This window comes from Dyadobacter sp. HNCC25DJ186, from assembly GCF_056895235.1.
In genome coordinates, this window is sequence record NZ_JBXHAS010000012.1 from 40,006 (window position 1) to 64,081 (window position 24,076).

The 24,076-nt window shown below is 44.8% G+C and carries 21 protein-coding genes; 9 read left to right on the forward strand and 12 right to left on the reverse strand.

Features of this window, described 5'->3' with window-relative positions:
* Window positions 1-280: 280 nt before the first annotated feature.
* The 4 genes from AC1XUO_RS25305 to AC1XUO_RS25320 form a co-directional block, all read right to left on the reverse strand.
* Window positions 281-1,381, reverse strand: coding sequence for a T9SS type A sorting domain-containing protein (locus AC1XUO_RS25305; RefSeq protein WP_483332625.1), 1,101 nt, complete (start codon window positions 1,379-1,381; stop codon window positions 281-283).
* Between the two features lie 17 nt (window positions 1,382-1,398).
* Window positions 1,399-3,969: a DUF6923 family protein gene (locus AC1XUO_RS25310; RefSeq protein WP_483332626.1), complete on the reverse strand. Its 2,571-nt coding sequence runs from the start codon at window positions 3,967-3,969 to the stop codon at window positions 1,399-1,401.
* A 204-nt stretch (window positions 3,970-4,173) separates the two neighbouring features.
* Window positions 4,174-4,473 (reverse strand): hypothetical protein, encoded by a 300-nt coding sequence (locus AC1XUO_RS25315; protein WP_483332627.1) that lies wholly within the window; start codon window positions 4,471-4,473, stop codon window positions 4,174-4,176.
* A gap of 98 nt (window positions 4,474-4,571) precedes the next feature.
* Window positions 4,572-5,192: a LuxR C-terminal-related transcriptional regulator gene (locus tag AC1XUO_RS25320; RefSeq protein ID WP_483332628.1), complete on the reverse strand. Its 621-nt coding sequence runs from the start codon at window positions 5,190-5,192 to the stop codon at window positions 4,572-4,574.
* 308 nt (window positions 5,193-5,500) lie between these two features.
* Here AC1XUO_RS25320 and AC1XUO_RS25325 point away from each other — a divergent pair, with 308 nt between their 5' ends.
* From AC1XUO_RS25325 to AC1XUO_RS25365, 9 genes are all read left to right on the forward strand, one after another.
* The gene (locus tag AC1XUO_RS25325) at window positions 5,501-6,166 is read left to right on the forward strand and encodes a LuxR C-terminal-related transcriptional regulator (RefSeq protein WP_483332629.1); all 666 of its coding nucleotides are present in this window, start codon (window positions 5,501-5,503) and stop codon (window positions 6,164-6,166) included.
* A gap of 56 nt (window positions 6,167-6,222) precedes the next feature.
* Window positions 6,223-8,334 (forward strand): sensor histidine kinase, encoded by a 2,112-nt coding sequence (locus AC1XUO_RS25330; protein ID WP_483332630.1) that lies wholly within the window; start codon window positions 6,223-6,225, stop codon window positions 8,332-8,334.
* 650 nt (window positions 8,335-8,984) lie between these two features.
* The gene (locus AC1XUO_RS25335; RefSeq protein ID WP_483332631.1) at window positions 8,985-9,698 is read left to right on the forward strand and encodes a DUF4198 domain-containing protein; all 714 of its coding nucleotides are present in this window, start codon (window positions 8,985-8,987) and stop codon (window positions 9,696-9,698) included.
* 93 nt (window positions 9,699-9,791) lie between these two features.
* The gene (locus tag AC1XUO_RS25340; protein WP_483332632.1) at window positions 9,792-12,158 is read left to right on the forward strand and encodes a TonB-dependent siderophore receptor; all 2,367 of its coding nucleotides are present in this window, start codon (window positions 9,792-9,794) and stop codon (window positions 12,156-12,158) included.
* An 11-nt stretch (window positions 12,159-12,169) separates the two neighbouring features.
* Window positions 12,170-14,515, forward strand: coding sequence for a TonB-dependent siderophore receptor (locus AC1XUO_RS25345; RefSeq protein WP_483332633.1), 2,346 nt, complete (start codon window positions 12,170-12,172; stop codon window positions 14,513-14,515).
* A gap of 6 nt (window positions 14,516-14,521) precedes the next feature.
* Entirely contained in the window at window positions 14,522-15,757 is a 1,236-nt protein-coding gene (locus tag AC1XUO_RS25350) for a PepSY-associated TM helix domain-containing protein (protein WP_483332634.1), read from the forward strand.
* 24 nt (window positions 15,758-15,781) lie between these two features.
* Window positions 15,782-16,093 carry a hypothetical protein gene (locus AC1XUO_RS25355; RefSeq protein WP_483332635.1) on the forward strand — a complete coding sequence of 104 codons (312 nt, stop codon included), beginning with the start codon at window positions 15,782-15,784 and terminating at the stop codon, window positions 16,091-16,093.
* Window positions 16,083-16,364: a hypothetical protein gene (locus tag AC1XUO_RS25360; protein ID WP_483332636.1), complete on the forward strand. Its 282-nt coding sequence runs from the start codon at window positions 16,083-16,085 to the stop codon at window positions 16,362-16,364. The genes AC1XUO_RS25355 and AC1XUO_RS25360 overlap by 11 nt, the downstream gene beginning before the upstream one ends.
* Window positions 16,364-17,923 (forward strand): PepSY-associated TM helix domain-containing protein, encoded by a 1,560-nt coding sequence (locus tag AC1XUO_RS25365; RefSeq protein ID WP_483332637.1) that lies wholly within the window; start codon window positions 16,364-16,366, stop codon window positions 17,921-17,923. Before AC1XUO_RS25360 ends, AC1XUO_RS25365 begins: the two co-directional genes overlap by 1 nt.
* Window positions 17,924-18,269: 346 nt before the next feature.
* On the opposite strand, the gene AC1XUO_RS25370 is transcribed toward AC1XUO_RS25365, so the two are convergent.
* The 8 genes from AC1XUO_RS25370 to traJ are packed head-to-tail and all read right to left on the reverse strand — an operon-like array spanning window position 18,270 to window position 24,068.
* On the reverse strand, window positions 18,270-18,524 hold the full coding sequence (locus tag AC1XUO_RS25370; RefSeq protein WP_483332638.1) for a helix-turn-helix domain-containing protein: 255 nt from the start codon (window positions 18,522-18,524) through the stop codon (window positions 18,270-18,272).
* Window positions 18,525-18,568: 44 nt separating this feature from the next.
* Window positions 18,569-18,922: a hypothetical protein gene (locus tag AC1XUO_RS25375; RefSeq protein ID WP_483332639.1), complete on the reverse strand. Its 354-nt coding sequence runs from the start codon at window positions 18,920-18,922 to the stop codon at window positions 18,569-18,571.
* On the reverse strand, window positions 18,861-19,649 hold the full coding sequence (locus AC1XUO_RS25380; protein WP_483332640.1) for a hypothetical protein: 789 nt from the start codon (window positions 19,647-19,649) through the stop codon (window positions 18,861-18,863). The genes AC1XUO_RS25375 and AC1XUO_RS25380 overlap by 62 nt, the downstream gene beginning before the upstream one ends.
* A 30-nt stretch (window positions 19,650-19,679) precedes the next feature.
* Window positions 19,680-20,519 carry a conjugative transposon protein TraN gene (traN, locus tag AC1XUO_RS25385; RefSeq protein ID WP_483332641.1) on the reverse strand — a complete coding sequence of 280 codons (840 nt, stop codon included), beginning with the start codon at window positions 20,517-20,519 and terminating at the stop codon, window positions 19,680-19,682.
* A 44-nt stretch (window positions 20,520-20,563) separates the two neighbouring features.
* A complete protein-coding gene (gene traM / locus AC1XUO_RS25390) occupies window positions 20,564-21,889 on the reverse strand; it encodes a conjugative transposon protein TraM (RefSeq protein ID WP_483332642.1) in 1,326 nt (441 codons plus the stop codon).
* 4 nt (window positions 21,890-21,893) lie between these two features.
* A complete protein-coding gene (locus tag AC1XUO_RS25395) occupies window positions 21,894-22,295 on the reverse strand; it encodes a hypothetical protein (RefSeq protein ID WP_483332643.1) in 402 nt (133 codons plus the stop codon).
* 18 nt (window positions 22,296-22,313) lie between these two features.
* The gene (gene traK / locus AC1XUO_RS25400; protein WP_483332644.1) at window positions 22,314-22,955 is read right to left on the reverse strand and encodes a conjugative transposon protein TraK; all 642 of its coding nucleotides are present in this window, start codon (window positions 22,953-22,955) and stop codon (window positions 22,314-22,316) included.
* A 12-nt stretch (window positions 22,956-22,967) separates the two neighbouring features.
* Window positions 22,968-24,068 carry a conjugative transposon protein TraJ gene (gene traJ / locus AC1XUO_RS25405; protein WP_483332645.1) on the reverse strand — a complete coding sequence of 367 codons (1,101 nt, stop codon included), beginning with the start codon at window positions 24,066-24,068 and terminating at the stop codon, window positions 22,968-22,970.
* Between the last annotated feature and the right edge of the window lie 8 nt (window positions 24,069-24,076).

Consider the following 24,076-nt stretch of genomic DNA (forward strand, 5'->3'; position numbering starts at 1 on the left):
GTGTGTGCAAAGTGTCCGAATGGATTAGCATAAACTTCTTTTTCATTTGATGCATGAATAATCCAATCATGTGAAACAGGAAATTTTGAATGTAAATGATCTTAAATGAGTCCCCTAAGCACAGTATCCGTTTTGTTGTCCGTAAGGCTAATCTGCAAGACAAATAGACTCGGCCAACAATATACCGGCTATAGATATACGCATAGGCCATTTTTTAATTTAAGCCTATTATATGCCTGCATGCCATCCTGATGGCATGCAGGCATTCATTTTTGTGAGTTTATTTGTTAACGATTATTTTTTGTGACGAACTTAATCCATTTGCACGTTCAATTTTCACCACATACATACCGGCCGCAAGACCTTTTGTATTTACCTCGCCAGTTGCATTTGCTTTTGATTGATAAACCCTGCGCCCGGTAAGATCCGTAATTTCAACCGTCTTCACACCAGCAAAATCACGTATAAAGAATTTGTCTGAAACCGGGTTGGGATAAACCGACAAGTCGGATGAATCAAGCCCTTCAAATCTCACACTCTGGATACGGCTGTACGCAAATGTGGCATCCTTATCGACCATTTTTAAACGATACAGGTTCTCACCATTCACAGGGGTAGTATGGGTGAAACTGTAGTTTTTCAGGCTCGCGCTTTCTCCGTGTGACGTTAGCCTGTCCACTTTCGCCCATTCCCTGCCCTTCAGGCTGTGCTGGATCTCGAAATAATCGCTGTTGGTTTCCTCAGTCGTCGCCCAGTTTAACAACGCGGTCGAACCTTCCTTGCTAGCTGAAAACGATACCAGTTTTACCGGAAGTACTCCATCCGTATAGCCAAAAGAACGCTGACTGTTACTTTCAGCCGAATTATCAATGTCTCCACCCGCACCAGGCGTTACGTTCAGGTTAAATCCATCCCCATTGAATGAAGATGCATCCGATGGTGTTGACGCCGCAAGGATGCTGCCTGAAAAACTGATCGGCCCACCAATCGTCGTTGAAAAATTGGGTTTACCGGGAATAGCCTGGCTCTGAATACCTCGTATGACCCAGTTGTCATTCGCCGGATCGGAATCATCACAATTTCCGGCGCATTCGGCCGTCCAGGTAAAATAGACTGAACCAGCTCCCGTAACAGAAGGATTGCCATTGACATCCATATCCGGTTTAATTTTAACCAAACTGAACGTTAACATCGTCGGCGCATTCGGATCGTTATTTGAGATCGCAATTGTAGACTGATTCTGAAACGTGGCTGTCACCGTAACAGGCCCGTTTACCAGCCCAGGGGAAGGTGAGACATCAGGAGAGGACACCGTGGGATTCTGCGCCATCGCACCCACCCCTGCTAATATAAAAGCTGTAATGATTGAAATATTCTTCATAATGGAATGTATATAGTTTAATTACCTGATGAATATGTTACCGATTCACTGTCATTGTTGTTGAGGTAGTTGATCTCGCCACCGGACCCGTCATAAATACTCAATACGACATTTTCTATACCGGCCTGCCCGTTGGCATTATAGGTAAGAGAAAAGCCAAAAGCAGAAGAGGAGCCCGAAGCAATAGAGGTTGTATTTGTTGTGCCCCCAAGCTGAAACGCGTAGTTAGAACCGAACAAACCAAGGTATGTCCACCGGTTATTCTGTACGGGCAACCCGTTGGAAGTCGTCTGCGATGGATTAAACGTGTTCAGCGTGTAATGCGCCGAAGTTGGAAGCAGCACGATCACATCACCGCTCGTTGTTACGTTGTTGATTTCAAGAATAACAGCACGGGCTGTGATTACTTTGCTCTGGCCTACGACTGTCGAGGGCGACAGTACCAGCGTTGGCGTCAAATCAGGTCCATTATCGATGACTACACCATAGTCTTCTACTTCGCCATTCGAAGCTGCCCCCGCATCACCCATCGGGTTTGCCACTTCACTGGCTGTTGAACCAAGACGGAGACGAATGTAGCTCTGACCGGCAACCAGTCCTGATAACCCGGTCCAGGTAAGCACCACAGAGGTAGCTCCGTTGGGTACTGTCACCTGTGCCCGTTCCGATGCTTCAAAGACGTTATTTCTGTTAAAATCAACCCAACCGCTCAGTGTGGCATTGGCTCCTGTCGTATTGGTTACCTTAACCGTAATACTGTATGATGTAGCCGATATTTTCAATGAAGGAACCGAGCTCAGACCGTCTTCATCGTCCGGCGAACCGCTACTGTCGTCTCCGGTGGCAAGCGTGTTAGGCTGAGCATCATCCTCCGCATCTACATTCGTGCCGATTTTAAGATTGGTGCTTAGCACGTGAGAAGGCCCACCGCTGTTCAGGGAAGTACCTAAAGCATCTGGCGCATCACCAAGATCTATTTGGAAAGCTCCAACAGTTGAGCAAGAAGCACCATCATTTGCCGTATTGGCTTCTTTCGTTGAAAGTAGCGTGGCTACGTTGGTGTCCAGATCAATACGGTAATACCTACCCGAACTATTCGAGAAGACATAGAAGTTATTATCTTTATCGAAAAATACTGCGCCGTAGAACCCTGTGCCACTCGAAATTGAACCACCAGACACCGCTGTACCTGATATGGCCGTATTAAGTGTAACCGGATTGATCGTAACAATTTTATTAGCGTTGGTAGTCCCATTATTAATCAATCCATAGAATAGACCCGTACTGGGATTGTATGCCATGTCAGCAACAAAGACGCCGGCATAACTTGTACCATAAGGAGCTGTATCAAGGATATATCCGTTCTTGGGCTGGACAAGTTGCAAGTAGGTGCTCCTGGAAGGATCAATATCCACCACATAAATATTCACATCGCTCGAAGTGGTTATGTACAGATAACCTCCCGGAATTACTTCCCCCACGAAGTAGCCTTCACCAGGCATATTGGGGATGGTGAATGAGGTGGTCTTTCCTGTTGCATCAACCCTTACTACTTTATAATTTGTAGCATCCCATCCCCAAATGAGATTATCTGCTGTATTATAACCAATTGCATTAAGGTTTAAACCTGTATTACCCTTAGAAGTTCTGGTACCTGTGAATGGATTATATTGATACAACGTGCCAGTCCCTTCGTCATTTACCACCTGATATAAATAAGAGTCACATGAAAACGTCACTGGCTCCGTAAACGGCATGGTTACGGTTCCGATCGACGGGCTCTGCTGTGCTGCCGCATCAATCGAACTATATGTAAAGCTTACCGTTACAGCTCCATCCACCGGATCAAGCGTAAGTAGCGCATCGTTAAAATTGTTGATCACCTGGCCGGCAGTTACCGCTGTGTTGTTATAATAAAGCGTTCCGTTGGCCGCCAGGGTCTCAATCTTGATGGATCCAGTACCTATGGTCCATAAATTACCATCTTCGGGATCCGTTGCACTAGGAGCAATCACAGGAACTCTGTAATTTCCTCTCGGATTTTGCTGAGAGCCTGCTGTCACAGAAGTTGCAACAGGAAGTTGCTCAATACCAAAATTACGGTTCGACAAATTACCGGATGCTGGCATCGTAATTGTCCAGATACCTGTTTTGTTGGTCTTATCGGCATTGGCAGCAGTAGCTGCATTAACGCTTGAATTAAGACCTGTATTTACCCAATTGGCAGGAAGTGAAGCGTTTGTCAGCACAGAACCTACCGGCATCAGCGTATTGGTCAGGATCATTCTGTAAGCAGCACCATTGGATGCGCCGGTAAGGGTAAACAGTCCGCCTGTACTAACCCCTATTCGAGAAATAACCTGATTTGAGCTTACATCCACCAAATTAACCCACAAAGGATAGGTAGTGCCATTGACAAAATCCTCAGAGGCTTTGACGGCATTTCCGTTTGCATCCTCCCAGACAATGCCGGAAATATTAGCGGCCTGGATTTGAGTGCCCCCTATTAAAATCAAAACCAAAGCAGTCAATAATTTAAAGCGGCCGGATAACCATTTCTGGTCAATATGTACATGTTGTTTTTTCATGATAGTGCTGTTTATTTTCTAGAATTGCTGAATACCTTAGACTCACGAACCCACCGCCGCCAAAAGCTGTGGAGCTTTCTCGACCGGCAGTAGTATTATGTCTAAATGCAGTACTTTTCTCTCCACTGTTAGTAGTAATGGCTATACATACGAGCCGGACGATGACTGGCCTTTGGTTGCGACCCAGCCGGTACCATCCCAATACTAAACGCCTATTCCTTTGGATATAATTGGATAATTTGCCGTCCCTGTTATCGAAGCAATGGTGTTGTAAACGGTATAGCCTCCTGTAGGCGACGAAGCTCCATTGAGCCGCCATGTTGTGGTGGCCGAAAGTGAAACCTTGGGTAATAACAAGGCTCGATTTGAGCTTTCAAGGTCTAGTAATGCACCCGGGGCAGGACCATTTCCCGGCACAATGGTTCCATCTTTAATTTTATCCTGCGCTGCCAGCGTGCCGCTTACGAGCATCGCACCAAGCATAAGTTGGATATGTTTTTTCATTTGTTTTTGATTAAGTGTATTTTATAAAAAAATTGAACTGTTAAATTCTGCGTTTATTCGAAAAGACATAATAACCGGAATAAGAGCAAAAGCCTGCTTTATGCAAGCCTTTCACTTAGATCTATCACATTTCGAACTTTCAGTTTCTTGTAAATAGTTGTTTTGACTGTACTTATTGTAGAAGCCTGCAATCCAAGCTCTCTGGATATCTCAGAGGTTCGGGCTCCCCTGGCCAGTAAGATGGCTATTTGATTCTGTCTTGCAGTCAATCTGGCGAGGGATTTATCATTTGTTTGATTACTTTTTATTTCAACCAGTAGTTTCAATAAAGCATCAATATCAAAAGGATTCACATAAAATCTACCATCCAGAACTACGCGTATGCATTCCAACAAGAATGTTAATTCACTACTCGCCGTGAGAACGCCATGTCCACCAGACTTGATAAAATTCATTCCTTCCTCTGGTGAGGCCGTAGAGTCGTAGACAATAACCTTGCTCCCTGTAACAATGGACCTAATTTTTTTTATCACTCCATTTTTATCCTGAGAGCTGCCAATATCCAAAAAAACGAGATCGTACTCTTGATGTTTAACTTTTATACACTGGTCAATATTCTCAAATTCGTATATTTGAATGTTATCTATATTTTTTTCCAGGTAAATTTTCAATCCGAACCTTAGTAATGGGCTCTTTACTATAGTGGCTATTCTTAACATGTGTGTATAGTGCAATAATCTTGGTGGAACGATAATGGGAAAACGTACTGCTTTACTTTCGGAATAGCCTATTAAAATCCGATTCCTGAGTCAAAGATTATAGCCATTTTACAATTTCGGAAATCACCTGTATTAACTAGACTAACTCTTGCTATGCTATAGCTTAAAATAGACATATTTTTGTCCATTGTTGAAATTTAATGAGTACGTAATGTTACTAACTACTTATTAATGCGTACCAACCATACACATTTACGATCTATATCATAAACAGGTGTGAGTTATGGAAATAAAATCCTATTTATTTTATGAAAAATAATAGTAGTAATACTATGGCTGTTATCTATGATGATCACAGAATGTTTGCCGAATCATTAGCATCTTTAATCGAACGAACAAACTGTTTCCAGTCCGTTCATACCTTCAGTGAGGAAAAGGAGATAATGAAATTTTTAATGAAAAAGGGTAACCAAAATCAAATATCCTTTTTTGTTGATTTTTATCTTGACAATAAGCATTGTATACCCATCGTCAATGAAGCAAAGAGAATAAATAAAAAAATCCAAATAATCATTGTTAGTAGCGTAAAAAATGCAGATACGATACAATATATCAACTCTTTTGAACCCCATGGCTTTTTAAGTAAGAAAGCGGGTTTTGAGGAGGTCTTGGCTTGCATACATGCACTACAGGAAGGCGAACGCTATGTAAGCCCATTTGTGGAACAAATTCTCTCTGATTACCCCAAGCATGTACATGTACGGTTCACCCCCAGAGAAACAGAATTGCTACAATACTTTTATCAGGGTCATTCCATCGTTTCAACTGCGCAACAGATGTCATTAAGTATGCATACTATTGTTGGACACCGCCGGCGAATGCTGCAAAAATCAGGATGTAAATCAATGGCAGAGCTGCTGGCATTTTGCAGAAAGAACGGCTTTGTAGGAGACCAAGATACATTTTTAAGGTAAATGTATATTCTTTAATTCTTCACTAAACTTTTTAATTAATTCTTTGTAAACTGGTCATGGCAGCTTTTAATGTGGAGTCCCGCAGATGCAAAATATCTAAAGCATTTGTGTTTAAATATTTGCTTGCTTTATTTCTAATGACCGTGTCCGCACTTTCTTCCCATGCACAGATAAGCAAACACCTTTACGCTAAATTGCCCGATTCAATACGCCCGCAAGACCGCCTTCATCTTAAAATTGCGGAAGTAAAAAAAATACTGGACTGTACCTATAAAATCAAAAACTGGACGCGAAAAGAGTATAATGAGACCGATTCACTTTGTATACAGTTCGCCCCAAATTATTATAAGATCATTCGTGAACCTGACAGGAGAGACTATCTTTACAGCGTCTGTCTATTTCTGGCTCAGGGAATAAATTTTCATTCTGGAAAGTACAGCCTTCGCGGAAATGGGAAAAACTATCAATACCCTTTTCATCAAATTGGGATGAAATACAGTAATGAATTTATAGTCCATTATCGATCCGGTCCATATGTCGATTATGGAAAGCTTACTAACGTTTTAAGCACCAAGGCAAATTATTTTGTACAAACAGATTCATTTTATCATGCTTACAACACGCATCTTTTAGCATTGGAGACAGCAAAAAATCTTAGTAGGCAACATGTGCCAGCTAAGTACACTCAGTTAGCCCGATTTTTCGAGTATTTTGATCGTCCCGAGATGACCCTGGTTTATTGCGATAGTGCATCGGGCGCACTCTCCAAAACGACACCAATATATGCCAGTCGGCCAATACTTGAAGCATTTATAATCCGCATTAGACAAATAGCAAACTTTTCCATGTATCTGAAAACAACAGATGAAAATTTCGCTCGTAAGATACACGAACTGCATTATGCAAGTAAGTCTTTAAGGCCCCAAATCAAACGCTACCTTTCAGGTTCATATATTCTTTTGTCCGGAATCGCCTATCATCGTAGCCAATACAAGAAATCATTAGCTTATGTGGACTCTGCTTTCGCTATCTTCCCTAACGCTGAGCTCCTTGATTTATGGGAAATGGCCATGGTATACAAAGGGCTGAGTCTGAGAAAGCTTAAAAACGCTTCCGAAAGCAATCAAATCTTTGCCAAACTGAATCTTGACGACCTGAAGAAACCTATTGTGGAGAAAGTTCTATTGCAACTTTATCAGGAAGAAATAGAATTGGGCAATTTAAAAAAAGCTATGCGCTACCGCGAAAGGCTATATAATTTTCGTGAACAAAGGTACAAAATTGATGTGGAAGGAAAGGCGATAGAAATGGAACAACTGTTCAAAGTAAGGAAGCGAGAGCAGGAGATTTCCCAACTTACAGCGCTGCAGAACAGGAATAAACTAATATTCGGCTTTGCCAGTCTTGTCATTCTATTGGTCATTTTTATTCTGGTGACCCGATACAGACGTTCCGTTTTAAAGACCCAAACCTTAGTCAAGCAGTTGGAAACCGAAACGCAATTACAGGTTATGCATCTTGAAATTGCCAGACAGGAAGAAAGAAAAATATTGGGAAGAAACCTTCACAATGGTTTTTCATCTTCCTTAGCAGCTGTACGGAATCAACTAGAGCTGGCAATGTTGGATAATAAAGACATTTCAACTCAGAGCAGATTGAGCTTTATACACCAGCAAATTAATGATATTTATGACCTTTCGCGCTCCACAAGTCATGATTGGTATCATGGACATATTCAGCATTTAGAACAATCATTTGAAATACAGATAAAAATGCTTGCTGACAGTGCCTTGCCTGACAATTATTATCAAAAGACAATAACCGTAGAAAATGACGAAATCAATATTAATCTTACGATGAGAATTGATTTGCTAAGAATGATCCAGGAATTACTAACCAATATAGTCAAGCATGCAAAGGCCCGATCTGTAAATATTTTGATCTTTCATGACTCGGACTCACTTGTTTTGAGCGTCCATGATGACGGTGTTGGATTTAAAGCGGAAAACTCCAGGTCAAACAACAAGGGACTCGGATTACAATCGCTTAGAGAAAGCGTGAGCGAAATGCGTGGCACTTTTAAAATATCCTCGGATCATAAAGGGACTGAGGCTATCATAAATATTCCTCTGACCTTTGTTTCTGAGCGAAATATAGTTGACTTATAACTTGCTGAATAGCCGTTCCCATTCAACATGGACTTGGTATTCGCTCAAATTATTAGATTTAGTATTTGCCGAATTCGTAGATCGAAATCCTCGCTTACCTGGTCAGCAACGCCAAAATAATTCTATTTGGCTGCACCAAATCTCCTAATAATAAGTTCAGAATATCTCCCTATTTCTATTTTTTTACATTGACCTTTTACAAAGTTGACATTTGTCAGAAAATTAAGCAACAAACGGAAAAATATTCATTTGTTGATAATTTTTCCGCTATATGTTCCATAGGTTGGAGAATTCGGACGGGTTGACCATATGATTCCGTGGCAGATTGAACATCACCGGGCTATTACAGACCATACGTTAAATTATGATCAATCCTTTACTTAACTGGTCAACTTCCACCGAAATTACCTGTCATCAATTTCCGAACTAGGGTGGTCATTGGCTCCGAATCCTACAGCGAATGATCTAATCAGACTTCCGCAAATTGTTTTCTGAATACCGTCAGCACAAAATCTTCGATGTAGTACCATTTGCTGGGTCATAATTTTTTTACAAAGTTCCTGAAAAATGTTGCAAAGCTACTTTCAGTAATATACTTTTGTTTAATTATAATTAGTCTAAATACAATATATCGCAACTGTATCTTTCAAATGAAAACTACTTTCTCTCTCCTTGCCCTGCTACTGATATCCATAACCAACCTTTGGGCCCATGCACTGTGGATCAAAACCAATACCACAGGTAAAGCAGGCCAGAAACAAACCATTAAAATCATCTATTCCGAACCAGGCGACAAACCTGAAAAGCTGGCTGACTGGTATTCGGATGTCAAAGAATTCGAGCTTTGGCTTACCACACCGGATAAGCAGAAAGTAAAACTGGCCACTATGGCAGGTTATGATCATTTCACCTCTGAATTCACTCCTGAGAAAGAAGGCGTATATAACCTATCGATCAGTAAGGCAGCGAAAGAACTGGGCGGCTCGACGATTTATCAGTTCAACGCGAGCGCCATAGTGAAAGTAGGCAAATCGCTTGCGGGCAATGACCCGTCTTTCAATGGTAATGAAATCAAGGTTTTCGCTGACGCCTCGAAAACATACAAAGCAAACCAGCCTTTGAGCCTGACGACGCTATTAAAAGACAAACCCACCGGAAAACTACATGTAGGTGTCGCTTCCCCAAGTGGTTGGAATAAGAATATAACCTCGGATACAAATGGTATGGCATCATTTACACCAATCTGGACCGGTACCTACAAAATTGAAGCATCGACAAGCGAGAAAGCAGAAGGCGATCACTTTGGAAAACCTTACAAGTCGATCTGGAGGTGCGCGACCCTACTTGTAGATGTGACCAAATAACCCTTTACGATTCAGCCGGGCAGGTATTGATCCAGCTGCCCTGGCTGAAAATATTTACTACTATTAAAATTTTTCCACTCCACTTACCCAAATATGAACAGATTATACGTCCTTTTTTACCTGTTTCTTTTGGCAGCAGGCCATGTTTATGCGCAAACCGGAAACATCAGGGGCCAGATTCTTACCTCCGACGGACAGTCCGCCGAATTTGTAACTGTTGGCATCAAAGACCTTCAGATCGGGACCGTTACCGATGCCAAAGGTCATTTCCGTATTAAAAAAGTGCCTGCTGGTAATTATACCTTGTACGTGCAACTGATCGGATACAGGGCGATCGAATTAAATGTTGAAGTAAAGGGTGAAACAACGGTCCCGGCTATTTTCCTAACGGAAAGTTCTCAGGTATTGCAGGAAGTGCTCGTTAAAGGAAACACCAACCGTTTCGCCCGGAAAGAATCGGAATATATTGCCCGGCTTCCGCTGAAAAACATTGAAAACCCGCAGGTGTACAATGTGGTTTCCAAAGAAATCATGCAGGAACAGATTGTGACCGATTACAAAAGCGCCTTCAAAAATATCCCAGGTGCCAATTCAGGCGTAGCGCATTCGAGCAACGGACGTTATATGAATGTAACGAGGGGTTTTAACCTGGGCAATGCGGCCAGAAATGGCGTTGGGACATCTTCCGTTGCGGAAATTGATCCGGCCAACCTGGAAAGAATTGAGGCGATCAAAGGTCCGTCGGGAACACTTTATGGAGCGAGCCTGTCCACTTTCGGAGGACTTTTTAACCGGGTGACCAAAAAACCTTTCGATGTTTTCAAAGGACAGGTGTCATTTACCACCGGAACCTGGAACCTTAACCGGTTGACTGCGGACATCAATACGCCATTGAACGATGAAAAGACGGTTTTATTCAGAATCAACACGGCGCTGCACGGTGAAAAAAGTTTTCAGGATGCGGGTTTTTCCAAAACCTACCTGGTGGCCCCGACCTTGTCCATCAAGGTGAATGAGCGCCTGTCAGTACTGTTTGATGCTGAACTTTATGGAAGAAAAGGAACCAACATTTATGGCAACACCATCGCGTCTACCAATGTGAAAGCATCCAGCATCGACCAGCTGAAAATCGGGTACAGACAATCATTTACCAACAATTCGATCATTGCCACTACACGGACACAAAACCTCTATTCGCAGATCAATTACAAAATAAGCAGCCAATGGACTTCGCAGACCAACATTGGTACCAGTCTTGTTGAATTTGAATTTCCTGCGATGACACTTAACACCATCACAGATTCTACTGTTACCCGCAACATCTGGGACCAGTATACCCGACAGGTAGCCACGCAGGTCCAGCAGAATTTTATCGGTGATTTCAAAATTGCAGGATTCCGCAACCGCATCGTGGCCGGACTGGATTACAGTTCCGTTAATTTCGATTTCCCAAATACGCGCGGCGCAGTTTACGATACGGTCAATTTTATCAATCCCGGCAAGCGTTATGCGGCGATCAGCATCAATGAAATCAAAAATAAAGTGGCAACCGTCACCGTCAACAGCGGAAGCTCGGCAAAATACAACTACATCGGCGCTTATGTTTCTGACGTTTTCAACCTGGCCGAAAACCTGATGGTCATGCTGAGTGTGCGCGTGGACCGGTTTGATAACAAAGGTTCTTACAGCTATACTGCCAATACCACTACCGGATTATACAAACAAACGGCATTATCTCCGAAATTCGGCTTGGTATATCAGCCTGTAAAAGAGAAGGTTGCCATTTTTGCTAACTATATGAACGGCTACCAGTTTGTAGCACCTGTGAACCAGCCCGACGGCTCTGTTTCCAATTTCAAACCTCAGTTTGCCAACCAGACAGAGGCCGGTGTGAAACTGGATGTGCTGGATAACAAAATCAGCGCAACAATCAGCTATTACGATATTAAAGTAGTCAACCAGGTGCGCAGCGATATTGAGCGTGATCCTGTGAATGGAAACCGTTTCCAGATCCAGGACGGAAACCAGAGCAGCAGAGGTGTTGATTTTGAACTGATCATCAATCCTTTCAACGGGCTCAATATCCTGGCTGGTTATGCCTACAATGCCAGCAAACTCGCAAAAGCGAACGAGAACGTAAATGCTCGCCGTCCGACCAACTCCGGGGCAGAAAACACGACGAATTTGTGGGCGAGCTACCGCCTCACTTCCGGCGCGGCGAAAGGCCTGGGCTTAGGTGCAGGTTTCAATTACAGCGGCAAGCAGTTTGTGATTAACAACACGAGCCGAGAATTTACAATCCCTGCTTACACCGTCCTGGACGCAACCGTTTTCTATGACCAGCCTGGTTACAGGATCGGCTTAAAACTGGACAATCTCAACAATGAAAAGTACTGGAACACCTCGCTGCAGCCTCAGACGCCCAGACGCTTCTCAGCCAGTATTACCGTTAAATTTTAACATTACTCCACATGAAATACTTTTTTTCTATTCTGATTTATTTGCTTTGTATTAATGGGTTAAAAGCTCAGCAAACAGCAAAATCTCATATCAAAGGTCACGTAATTACCAGTGACGGCAAGCCCGGCGCATTTGTAACGGTACAGATCAAAAACACAAAGTTTGGAACCCTTACAGACGAAAGCGGAGATTACCAGCTTCGTAATGTGCCTGCAGGAAAACACGTTGTGGTTGTGAGCATCGTAGGATTTGAGCCCGCAGAACTCGACATTGAAACCAATGACGGCAAAACCCTGACGGTCGAAACAATCCGTTTAAAGGAGGATGCAAAAACATTGCAGGAAGTTACTGTGACGGGCAATATCAATAAGTTCGGACAAAAAGAAACCGGGTATGTGGCCAGGCTTCCTTTGAAAAACCTTGAAAATCCGCAGGTTTATAATGTGGTATCCAAAGAGCTTGCCATTGAACAGATAGCCGTGGACTACAAAAACCTGCTCAGAAACGTGCCCGGCGCGACGGTTTCTTTCGGAGGTGTAAATAATGGAATCACCTACATGGTGATGCGCGGATCGTGGGTAACCAGCCAGATCAGAAACGGTATGGCAGCGCAGCTAGGTGCGGGAATTGACCCTGTCAATGTTGAGCGCGTGGAAGCGATCAAAGGGCCGTCGGGAACCTTGTTCGGATCCAGCCTGATCTCTTTCGGCGGTTTCACAAACCTGGTTACCAAAAAGCCCTTCGAAAAAACAGCGGGTGAAATTGGGTATTCTACCGGAAGCTGGGGGCTGAACAGGATCACCCTGGATGTGAATACGCCTGTTAATGAGGATAAAACCTTGCTTTTCCGTATCAATGCGGCCGGACACCGGGAAAATTCGTTTCAGGCGTTTGGTATGGCGCGGGCTGTGACCGTAGCACCCAGCCTGAGCTACAAAGCCAGCGAGAAGCTCACCCTGCTATTTGAAACCGAATTTTACCGCACCCAGCGCAGTACAATGCCTGCCAACTCATTTGCAAACGTAACTTTTAAAAACATTAAAGACATGCCGCTCGGCTACCGCCAGTCGATCAACAGCAATGATCCGCTGTTGCAGATGGGAACCAGCAATGCATACATGCAGGCGCAGTACAAAATTTCCAAAAACTGGACTTCGACCACCCAGTATGCGGTCGGCAACGTGCGCTATGATAACGTCAATTACTTTTATCCGGCAGTCTGGACGAGCGATTCCACCGTGTTGCGCAGGCTTTCCTCGGCCCGCAACAGTTTCAGCACTTCCACACAGTTTCAGCAGTATTTCACCGGCGATTTTATGGTCGGAAGCCACAGAAACCGTATTGTTGCCGGAGTCGATGTGTACGGTCTTGTCAACAAAAACCAGGCATACGGAACCATTACCTATGATACGATCAATGTAAGACGCTCGATTAAACCCATGTCGCTTGCCCGCATCGACGAACTGGTGGCACGGGTCGGTTCGGTTAATATTACTGAATCCAAGCAACAGACGCTCAGCGCCTACTTCTCGGACGTGCTCAATATTACCGACAAACTGATGGCGATGATCAGTGTACGGGTGGACCGTTTCAGCAACAAGGGAACGTCTACCAATGGTGGTGAACGGGTCGGGGACTACGACCAGACAGCCATCTCTCCAAAATTCGGTCTGGTGTACCAGCCGGTGAAGGACAAAGTTGCCATTTTCGCCAATTACATGAATGGCTTTCAGAACATTGCGCCTATCACACAGCCAGACCAATCCATTTTCACGCCAAAACCACAGTCGGGAAACCAGTGGGAAGTAGGTACAAAACTGAATTCATACAACAACCGGATCGTCGGTTCGGTAAGTTATTACAACATTGATATCACCAATGTAATCCGCCCCAATCCTGCCAATACTGCGTTTTCCGTCCAGGACGGTTCGAGTGTGAGCAAGGGTATTGAGGCTGATATTACGATCAGCCCGGTCAACGGACTGAATGTGGTACTGGGCTACGGTTACAATCAATTGGAATACAAAAAATCAACTGCTGCAAACGAGGGGCTGAAATATGGCTTTCCAAAACATGCGGCCAACTGGTGGGCAAGTTACCGTCTTTTGTCCTCTCCGCTGAAAGGCCTGGGTATTGGTATCGGTGGTAATTATCTGACCGCAATTTACGAAAACAATGAGCTCGGTGCGCTGACGATCCCTTCGTACACGCGCTGGGACGCGACACTTTTTTACGATCAGCCGCGCTACCGTCTGGGCCTGAAAATGAATAACCTGACCGATAAGAAATATTGGGGAATGAACTTTGACCCGCAATCGCCCCGGCAGATTCTGGCGAATGTCTCATTTAAATTCTAAAACAGCATGAGTGCAAAGAAAATAATTGGCTTGCTGCATCTGTGGCTCGGACTTTTGTCCGGGCTGGTGGTGTTCATACTGGGAATTACCGGCTGTATTTACGTTTTTGAGGATGAGATCAAAAAGATTGTGTACTACGAAAGGCTGTATATCACACCGGATAACACGGCCCGTCTGCCGGTAAGTGTGCTGCTGGATAAAGCCCAGAAGCAAATTGGCGAAGCATATCCGCTGACCATTTTTGAAACCCCGAATGATCCGGCGGCGACTTACCGTTTTTTTACTTATAAAATCAACGAGGACGCCAATACCTATTTTACGCAGCGCGAATATGCCTACAATATCTATGTCAACCCATACACCGCGCAGGTAGTGAAGATCGAGAATGCGAAGTACGAGTTTTTCACATTGGTACTTTTTCTGCATTATGATCTTTTTCTTGCCAGAATCGGCAAACAGATCGTGGGCTGGAGTACGGTTATTTTTATCGTACTGCTGATCTCCGGGCTCGTATTATGGTGGCCGAAAAACAAATCTGCTGCGCGTCAGCGGTTTTGGTTTCAATGGAAACAGAGCACCAAATGGAAACGAAAAAACTATGATCTGCATAATATAGCAGGTTTTTACTTCATGGGTATTTGCCTGATCATCGCCCTGACCGGGCTGGTCTGGGCATTTGTGTGGTTCAACGATACGGTTCAATTTCTTGCAAACGGAGTAAAAGCTACGCCGAAACAAGAGCTTGTTTTTTCAGATACCACAGTAACCGCAACTTCACTGCCGATCGATATCGTGCTCGCAGACCTGCAAAAAAGGATACCGGAAGCAAAATCTTATTCATTTTTTATACCAAAAGAAAAAAGTGCGGTGTTAAGCGCAACTGCCTTATTTGCAGGAACCGACCGCTACAAATTTGTCACTAACCAGTATGATCAGTTTACGGGAAAGTTTTTGCGCAGCCGCAGATTCGAACAAAAAGGCCGGGGCGAAAAGCTCAGAAATATGAATTACGATATTCACGTAGGAAGCATACTCGGGCTACCGGGAAAGATCATTGCATTTTTCGCCAGTCTAACCGCTGCCAGTCTGCCCGTTACAGGCGTTGTGATCTGGTGGGGACGACGTAAAAAAGGAAAAAATAATGCTGCAACCGGCAAAAAAGACCTAAAAAAATCTTCGTCTGGCTCACCCCAGACCAAACCGGCATTCACGGCAAAGAAGAAACAGATACTTAATTCATAACAACACTCGTCAAACAGATTTTTCATGCTGCCATTTTATTTCATATTACTGGGAACATATCTTTTTTACGCCAGGTCAAAATACTTTCCGGCTGGAATATTCAGACCGCTTTTCGCCGGCTCAAACTGGCTTGGCCTTACTTTCCTGTCAATAGGCTCTGCCAATTTTGTCCATTCCGATGGCTGGGCAGCAGGCCTGTTGCTGACACTGGCCGCGGCTTCACTGGCGATGATGACGATCCAGTTCTTTGCGGTGATGGGAACAAAATATTTCTACGGGCTGATGGCTCTGATCCATTGTTTGGTACTTATCGAATTGATTTCCTATGCCCGCTAAAAAAGAATACCTGTCCACAAAGCGTCAACGTGCCCTGAAAATCACCGCCGGACTCATTGGCGGATATTTCCTGGCCGTGACTTTTCAGATGATGATCAGCGTGCTGATCCCCTACCGCACCGAAGTCATACTAACAGGCGCATTTTCTGTATTTATGCTCTGGGTTGCTTTAATGATAGTCGCATTTCTGGCCCGCAGCGGCTGGCTGATCTGGGGAATATATCTTTTCTGCACCCTGGTTTGTGGTGCAATTATCTTTTTACTTAAATAATGATGAAACTCAAAGGTTTACCAGCCAGACTCTACAACATCACTTTCCATACCCACACAGTATCCGGAATAGTGATCAGCTTTGCTTTGTATGTGATCTTTTTCGCAGGTGCATTCACGCTTTTTAAAGACGAATTTTACCAGTGGGAAAACCCGGCTGCCAGGCAATCCCTGCCCAAAGCCATCGATTACGATGAAATTCTGCACAAAATAAAACAGAACAACCCCTCCTTTGACCTTTCCGAAGACATTACGATCCGCACCGAAACGGCTAAGACACCGCTTGTTAAAATTTACGGCCATATGATCGTGCCGAAAGGCCGCCCTGAGCAGCACTATAACACCACTTATTATCCACAAACCGGCACCTTCAGCCAGGAGGAAAAAACCACCGTCGGCGAAACGCTTTACAGGCTCCACTTTTTTGATCAGATTCCACTGATCGGCAGATACCTGTCTGGATTTGTCGCCTTGTTTTTTGCATTTGCAGTCGTCACCGGCGTGATGATCCATTGGCAGAATATCTTTACCAAATTCAATGGTTTTTCCCTCAAAGGCTCATTGAAAAATATCTGGACCAACACGCACACGGTTTTCGGGCTGCTGGGTCTTCCGTTTCAACTGATGTACGCCATTACCGGGGCATATTATATGCTTTCATTTCTGGTTCTGCTGCCGGTTGTGGTTGTTTTCTTTGGCGGAAATCAACAGAAAGCCCTGCAGGTGATCCTGCCAGACCGTGTACTGGTAACCACCGATAATGCGATTGTGACGAAAAAGAATCTGAAAATAACCAATCTTCTGGATCATATAAAAAACGAACATCACAACCTGGAATTAAAATACCTGCAAATCAAACATTACGATCGTCAGGATGGCAAACTTCTGGCCGCTCTGGATAACAGTAAAACATTCTCAGGAAGCGGTTCCGTAGCCATCGCGCTGCGCGACGGAAGGATCTTGGCTGATAACCTGCCCGGCAAAAATGGTTATGCACAATCCATCCTGCCCGGTATTGCCAGGCTGCATTTTGCCACTTTCGGCGGACTGGCGCTGAAAATTATATATTTCTTCCTTGCGCTTTTTACCTGTTTTGTGATCATCAGCGGCGTGCTTTTATGGAAAGAGGCCCGCAACAAAAAAAGTTATACTGACCAGCAAAAACGGTTTCACCACAGGACTACCATGTGGTACCTTGCGATCAGTTTCAGCCTTTTTCCGGCAGTAGCGATCCTTTTCAGTGCAGAGCTTCTGGTACCCGGCTTGGAAAACCATGTATTTTGGGTACGAACGGTATTTTTCGTTTCCTGGCTGATCCTGACGATTGCAGGTTTATTTGCCAAAACAGAAGCCGGCTGCACACGGCTGTATTTGTTTCTGGGAGGATTCTGTTCGGTTATGGTACCGATTAAAAATGGAATTATAACCAATGACTGGATCTGGATATCATGGGCAAAGGGGAATTATTATGTCGCTGGCACCGATCTGTTCTGGCTTGTTTCGGGCGTTCTTTCGTTTTCCATCGCAGCATCGATGAATTTGGAAAAGAAAAAGCGATGAAATCTTCTGTTCGAAATATCAGCAGCCATCTCCATTCCTGAACGGATTCAGGGTTCAGATAACGCTTAACTAGGCGAAAACATCTGGTGATTGATTGTTTTGGTCGAAAGGTACGGAACTGACATCGAGGATCCGGTTAACAACTTTTTAACTAAAACGGAGTCGACATTGAAATGACCAAGCGTGCTGGTTTTTGTTGGTAGAAAAGGTCTATGTAACATTTGCATCGCGGGCAGTTTCCTTTGACCTGTCCAATTATATATATTCTTCTAGTGTTAAGATAGATTCCACCTACTGGTAACAGAATATTTGCATGCAATCCGCTTGGCCTGCTCCACATATTCAATTAGCTCCTGGCGCTTAAATTAAGCCGTCCATTTCGCTTGTAATGAGATATTTTTCCAATATGACGATATACCGCCTGTTTGCTCAGTCCCAAAAATCTGGCAGCTTCTGTGATGCTAAGTAGTTCCGGCTGCTCTACTGATGTTGGATAATGATGTAAATGGGTATTTTCCATCAAACGGACCAGCATCTGCTCGATCCTTGGCAGACGCTGAGCAAGAATATGGAACGGATTTATCTTTTTAAGATCATCCATTGTTTTCAGTAGTTTAGGCTACTCCTCTCTAACCTGGTTTCGTCTCATTCTCCACAAGTAAAATAAATCTCACTTGGCCTATTCCGGTTAAAGGAACGCTCATACCGGATATAGCCATATTCGCTCAGCTCACCGACATATTTAAAATACGTATCGCGACAGGACAGCTTAGCCAGCCCGATCATCTGATGACTAAAAACCCGGATCGGACTGATCCTGCCCTGCTCATTCCAGTAGTTGAGCAGCGATGCATACACACCGATATGTGTACTGCCGATCCTGGGGTCTTTTTCGATGGCTTTGAAAAAATCAGCCAGCGGGCTCAGCTCGCTGATTTCACTGGCTGACAGAGAGTCCTTTCCGTTTTCCGGCCCTAACCGAAGTGGCATCGTTTTCATTAGCTTCTGGCTTTAATTGCTGACTCTGCTTTTGAGTGGCGCTCTGTTTTTCAAATTGTTTTTCTGACAGATCCTGACGTATACGCTTCGAATTGTCATCATAGACAGTGATGGATTTAAACTGCGGGTTGGCTTCTATAAAGCGTTTCTGCTCTGTGCCATTTTCATTGAAAGTCACAGACTGGCGGTTGCCCTTATGGAGCGATTCGATCAGACGGCTTTTATCCTGCCCGTTGCCAAGCTCCTTGATCGGCAGTTTACCCAGCGCTTTTTCGAGCTCAAAACCGTAGTTCTGATGGAACTGTTTGAGCTTATAATTGCCGTTATTATCCGTATTTTTAAAATCCAGCTGGACCCAGGCATTGTAAAGCTGACCCTCCTTGTTGGTCAGGTCTTTGTTTATCGCCCGCCCCTGCATCAGATTAAAAGCTTCCTTTAAGGTGATGTTATTGTTTTTTTCAACATAAAAGGACTGGTTCATCTTCTCGGTCTGATCCTGCTTTTTGAGCGATACCTGGTAGCTGTTAAAAAAATACATATCACTGCTGGGCGATTTTTTAAAGTGCAGCGCAGTTGTGGTCTCATCCCTGCCGAATGTATTCTGATGCTTCAGGGTGAACTCCGGTGCCTGTCTTTTCATGTTCTCTTTCAGCTGATTTTCCAGCCCTTCACCAAACCCGGTATACTTGATCTGGTCTTTTAGATAATCAAAATTTTTCTGGTTCATGATTTTGTTTGTTTATAGGTGATCTGATTTTTATTCTGCTACATCTCTGGCCTTCAGAAGGGTCTTACCGGCAATGTCCAGCGCAAGATGACGCCCGCCATTTTTCTCCATGACTTCGATGGCCAGATATTTCTTATCAGGGATCGTGAATTTGGGCAGCGCGTAGACAAACGAGTGCGCCGATTCACCCGCGATTACCGCCGTATCGCCTTTGATATAAACTGGCCTTATCTCCAGCTGCTGCACCGCTGTGCGTTTCGCTCTTTTTTTATCGCGGATAAAAAACCTGAGACTACCGATATCATAGCTGATCTGTGAGCTGTTTGTCATTTCAAGCCGGTAGAACATTACGTCCTGATCTATGTAAATGCCATGCAGTACAAGCGAGGATCCGGAGTTTTTGTCTTTGATGCTCCGCAGATGCTTTGGCTGCGCCATTACCCTTTCAGCTAACCTGCTGAGCTCAGCTTGGTTCGGCTGAAACTGATCAAGCGACGCATTGGGCCCTGAATTGGCTCCGGCAAATTCGATAGTAAGCTGCAAGGGCTCTGCGGCATAGTCCACCGCAAAATTATACAGCTTACCATCCGAAGTGATCACCGTCAGACTGGTGCTGTGAAAATCGGCTACCGTGGCTTTGACCCGCAGAATGTTGCTGACTCCTTTCGCCTTTTGCGCCAGAATATCGCGGCTCCCTTTATCAACACTGACGATATCATAAGGAAAAACAAGGTGCGTGGTCTTCGATGTGGTCAGCTCAAGTGGAAAAGGCTGGCTAACAAACATCTGCATGCTGTGATCCTGGGCCAGTACCGCTGCAGTCTCCAGCAGAAGGATCAGTTGGAAGATCCATTTAAAAGGATGATACATAATGTTTAGCTTTAATATGTTTGAAATGGATTAATTCACGGTTATTAGCTGCTGGCATTTCCGTCTAGCAGAAGAACCTGATAACCTGCTTTGACTGTCACCTGCAGCAGTCTGGCTTTTTTACCCATTAATGTCTTCGCGGTCTGAATGCCCGCGCTGGCCGCCTGCGCGCCCAGCGAAGGATCAAGAGTCCCGATACTGATGCCTTGTATATCCTGACTTAAAGACTGTTTGGCTACATCGCGCGCAATAGCGCCAGGGATATGAATGCCTGCAATCCCGTCCAGATCATACACGGAAAGCTTTACCGGAAACAGATTGTTTTCATAGCGGACTGATTCAATGCGGATCACCAGCCGCTCATTGTTCAAGGTCGCAATCCCGTAAACAAAGCTCTCTTTCGGGATCAGAACACCTGCTATATAAACATCCTGCGTCAATCTGAGCTTTACCGTTGAGCCGCTCACCACAGTCTGGGTCTGCGCTATGACAGCCGGGATTGCATTCTGATCAGCCAGTCCGAGTGTTTCATCCAGACCAAAAAAGCCATTTTGCTCAAAAGAAATGGATTTGACCGGATCCGCTTCCGTAGAATCTTCTGTTGAATTAGTCGCAAGCAAACTCACCGGATCCGCGCCAGACGCCTGACGGACAGCAAATACCTGGCCTCTGCTGCTCTCAGACTGCTCTTTGATCTTCTCTGATTCCAGCTCCGGATTTTGGATCTGGATAATTTTATCGAGAATTCCACTGAGCTCTTTAAGTTCCGGATCTTCATATACGTCCGGCGCGGAAGACTGCTGGTTCAGACCGGCCATGAGTGCTTCGAGCTTCTGAATTCCTTCATTTCCGCTGCTGTCATCACCCTGCGGGGAATTTTCGCTTTTCATATCCCGCCTGCTGAATTCAGGCCGGCTCGTCTCACTAAGCACATCATCGAGCGCTTTAAGCTTTTTTAATACCTTCTCTTCACCAGCCTGTACAGAAGTACTTCCCTGGTAACTTACCGGCCCCTGCTTTGCCTTAAAAGGTGCACCAAGCCCTGCCAGCTGACCGGTTTGCAGCGAATCCTTATAACCAGGACTGTCACTGCGGTAAGGGTCTTTACGGATCAGCTCACCAAGTTTAGCTGAATCAGCCGCTGCCCGCTCATAGAAACTTAATTTATTAACCTCCTTGTCCTCTTTAAGTACCGCATCAGGAAGGCTCGTAATCAAACCCTGACTCTGCGTGGTCTGCTGCTTCTTTTTTGCTCCTTTCACAAAAAGTGCCCAATAGATCAGCGTAACAAAGGGCAAAACCAGCAAGGGAAACATCATATAAAACTTTCGCTGCTGTAAATACCGGGCAGAATAAGCTGTGTTTTCCATCGTATTATTTGTTTATGGTTCGTCTGTCATTAATGCTGTCGGTGCGAAATGCTCTTTGCAGACTATCCAGATAAAGCTCAAAATCTGTCTGATGCTGCAGATCTTCCAGCTGCGTGAATTGATCCGGCAATGATGGTATTGAGATCCTGTCATAAACTGGCATTACTGCTGTGGGCTGCTGGTAAATGATCAGAACAACCAGGCAAAACAGCACGCAAGCGCCTACCAGATTCACAAACGTTATTTTCAGAAATATTTTGGCAAATCTGTCTGTACAGATATGTGTAAACATGACCCGCCAGCGTTGCAGACTGGTGATCCTGGAAATCATACCGCGTGACGGCCAGCGCCTGGGTTTTGCGCAAGCTTCAGACGGTTTTTTATGGGCATTAAAGTTGTAGAACATGACTTATATCTTAAAAGATTAAAAAAACGGGCTTAGTCCGGCGCTGCGGTTACGGATACTGACATCCTTGTTTTCCAGCGTCATCCAGCGCTCGATCAGAAATCCGTGCGGATTGTGATCGCTTCGTGAAACGTTTCGAAGATAGCCTTCCGTAACAAGGCTTCTTGTCACGATGCTCGTCGCCCGGATGATCTGCTGAGATGCTGTGCAGCGGAAATAATAAGGGTACGCTTTTGTATCGACCGCTACACTGTCAATCACGATCTGCTGGCTGATATTTCCTGATATAATGCTGGTGTAAAAGCCGGATTCGCGCAGATTATCATACTGCTTTTTTGCCGAAGCATCTGCCAGATAAAGCGCTTTTACCACACTGGCCTGTATTGCTTTTTCATCAGGATCGAGCGTAAAGAAAAACCGGTGAAAACTCGCCACGTGGTCTCTGGCCTCGACAGGAATATTGTCGCGCCGATCAGAAGCGTATGCTTCAAGCACCTTTCCGTCTGCCAGAATATAAACCCGGCTGGCGCTCGCCTCTGTCATCTGATAACTTTTGTAAACAGCAAAACAGCAGAAGGCAAAACTGGCACTTACAACCAGGAGCGTAAAAATCCGGATATGCCCGAACGCTCTTTCTATATCTTTCGCTTTTGAAAACATGATCTTTACAGGTTATGGTTTTGGTTCAGGCCTGGGGTAGCGGCCAAATCCGCCACCGGCCGGAAATGCCTTGTTGCCTACTGCGACTGCCGTGGCAGCAAAAATGGACGTTACTTTATTGAGCAGCGCATTACCGCCACCGGCCTGGATGATGTAGCCAGCCACCGAAGGGACCGAGAAGTATCCGACGATGCCGATAATGAGAAAAATCAGATATCCCATATCCTGTGCACTGAAAAAAGTATCTCCGCTACCCTGAACTTGTCTGATATCCAGCGCAATCATTTTTTCCTGCACTTTGCCAATAATAGCTCCGAAAATATTGGCCACCGGAAGCCACAAAAAGACGTTGATATAGCGCGCAATCCAGGCAGTAAGCGTATGCTGAAAACCATCAAATACGGCAATGCCAAATACCATCGGCCCGATAATGGCCAGCACCACCAGCTGAAAGGTCCTGATCGTGTTGATGCAAAGCGCCGCTGATTCAAAGATCACACGGAGTACTTCCGAGAGCGCCGCCTTGATCGAATTACGGAAATTGTAAGACTGCTTGGCCATATAAAACTTGATATCATTGCTGATCCCGTCTGTAAAACCTTCCGAATAATCATCGCCGTAGGTATACTTGATCCACTTCTCACGGCTGCCTTTCTGATCATCGCCCACATACATCTGCCAGAAATCAGAGCTTTTGATCGCATCTTCCTTCTTTTTTAAAAGCAGCGCAATCGCTTTGTCCGAGTCTGTGACCATACCTGCCGTACCGCGGACCGTAGGCGAAAGAATGCCATTGATCATCGCGATCACAGAGGGAAAAATCAGAATCGCAAACCCCAGCGCAAAAGGCCGCAGAAGCGGGTAAAAATCAATTGGTTCCGCGCTGGCAAGGTGGCGCCAGATGCGGCTGCCGATATAGAAGATCGCCGCAAAACCCGCAATACCTCTTCCCACATTGATCAGCTTACTGCACAAAGGCAGCATTTCCTTATAAAGCTCATCGAGCACACCGTTCAGACCCCGAATCTGCTGCTCATAACCCTGGGCCTGCGAATGCTCAGGCCATAATACTACCAACACCACCAGGATGGTGATCATCAGATTCTTTTTCACAGGCGTTG

Excerpts from the sequence above, each read along its gene's own strand:
- AC1XUO_RS25305 (WP_483332625.1), bottom strand. The coding sequence starts at position 1,381 with ATGAAGAATATTTCAATCATTACAGCTTTTATATTAGCAGGGGTGGGT.
- AC1XUO_RS25310 (WP_483332626.1), bottom strand. The coding sequence starts at position 3,969 with ATGAAAAAACAACATGTACATATTGACCAGAAATGGTTATCCGGCCGC.
- AC1XUO_RS25315 (WP_483332627.1), bottom strand. The coding sequence starts at position 4,473 with ATGAAAAAACATATCCAACTTATGCTTGGTGCGATGCTCGTAAGCGGC.
- AC1XUO_RS25320 (WP_483332628.1), bottom strand. The coding sequence starts at position 5,192 with ATGTTAAGAATAGCCACTATAGTAAAGAGCCCATTACTAAGGTTCGGA.
- AC1XUO_RS25325 (WP_483332629.1), top strand. The coding sequence starts at position 5,501 with ATGAAAAATAATAGTAGTAATACTATGGCTGTTATCTATGATGATCAC.
- AC1XUO_RS25330 (WP_483332630.1), top strand. The coding sequence starts at position 6,223 with ATGGCAGCTTTTAATGTGGAGTCCCGCAGATGCAAAATATCTAAAGCA.
- AC1XUO_RS25335 (WP_483332631.1), top strand. The coding sequence starts at position 8,985 with ATGAAAACTACTTTCTCTCTCCTTGCCCTGCTACTGATATCCATAACC.
- AC1XUO_RS25340 (WP_483332632.1), top strand. The coding sequence starts at position 9,792 with ATGAACAGATTATACGTCCTTTTTTACCTGTTTCTTTTGGCAGCAGGC.
- AC1XUO_RS25345 (WP_483332633.1), top strand. The coding sequence starts at position 12,170 with ATGAAATACTTTTTTTCTATTCTGATTTATTTGCTTTGTATTAATGGG.
- AC1XUO_RS25350 (WP_483332634.1), top strand. The coding sequence starts at position 14,522 with ATGAGTGCAAAGAAAATAATTGGCTTGCTGCATCTGTGGCTCGGACTT.
- AC1XUO_RS25355 (WP_483332635.1), top strand. The coding sequence starts at position 15,782 with ATGCTGCCATTTTATTTCATATTACTGGGAACATATCTTTTTTACGCC.
- AC1XUO_RS25360 (WP_483332636.1), top strand. The coding sequence starts at position 16,083 with ATGCCCGCTAAAAAAGAATACCTGTCCACAAAGCGTCAACGTGCCCTG.
- AC1XUO_RS25365 (WP_483332637.1), top strand. The coding sequence starts at position 16,364 with ATGATGAAACTCAAAGGTTTACCAGCCAGACTCTACAACATCACTTTC.
- AC1XUO_RS25370 (WP_483332638.1), bottom strand. The coding sequence starts at position 18,524 with ATGGATGATCTTAAAAAGATAAATCCGTTCCATATTCTTGCTCAGCGT.
- AC1XUO_RS25375 (WP_483332639.1), bottom strand. The coding sequence starts at position 18,922 with ATGAAAACGATGCCACTTCGGTTAGGGCCGGAAAACGGAAAGGACTCT.
- AC1XUO_RS25380 (WP_483332640.1), bottom strand. The coding sequence starts at position 19,649 with ATGAACCAGAAAAATTTTGATTATCTAAAAGACCAGATCAAGTATACC.
- traN (WP_483332641.1), bottom strand. The coding sequence starts at position 20,519 with ATGTATCATCCTTTTAAATGGATCTTCCAACTGATCCTTCTGCTGGAG.
- traM (WP_483332642.1), bottom strand. The coding sequence starts at position 21,889 with ATGGAAAACACAGCTTATTCTGCCCGGTATTTACAGCAGCGAAAGTTT.
- AC1XUO_RS25395 (WP_483332643.1), bottom strand. The coding sequence starts at position 22,295 with ATGTTCTACAACTTTAATGCCCATAAAAAACCGTCTGAAGCTTGCGCA.
- traK (WP_483332644.1), bottom strand. The coding sequence starts at position 22,955 with ATGTTTTCAAAAGCGAAAGATATAGAAAGAGCGTTCGGGCATATCCGG.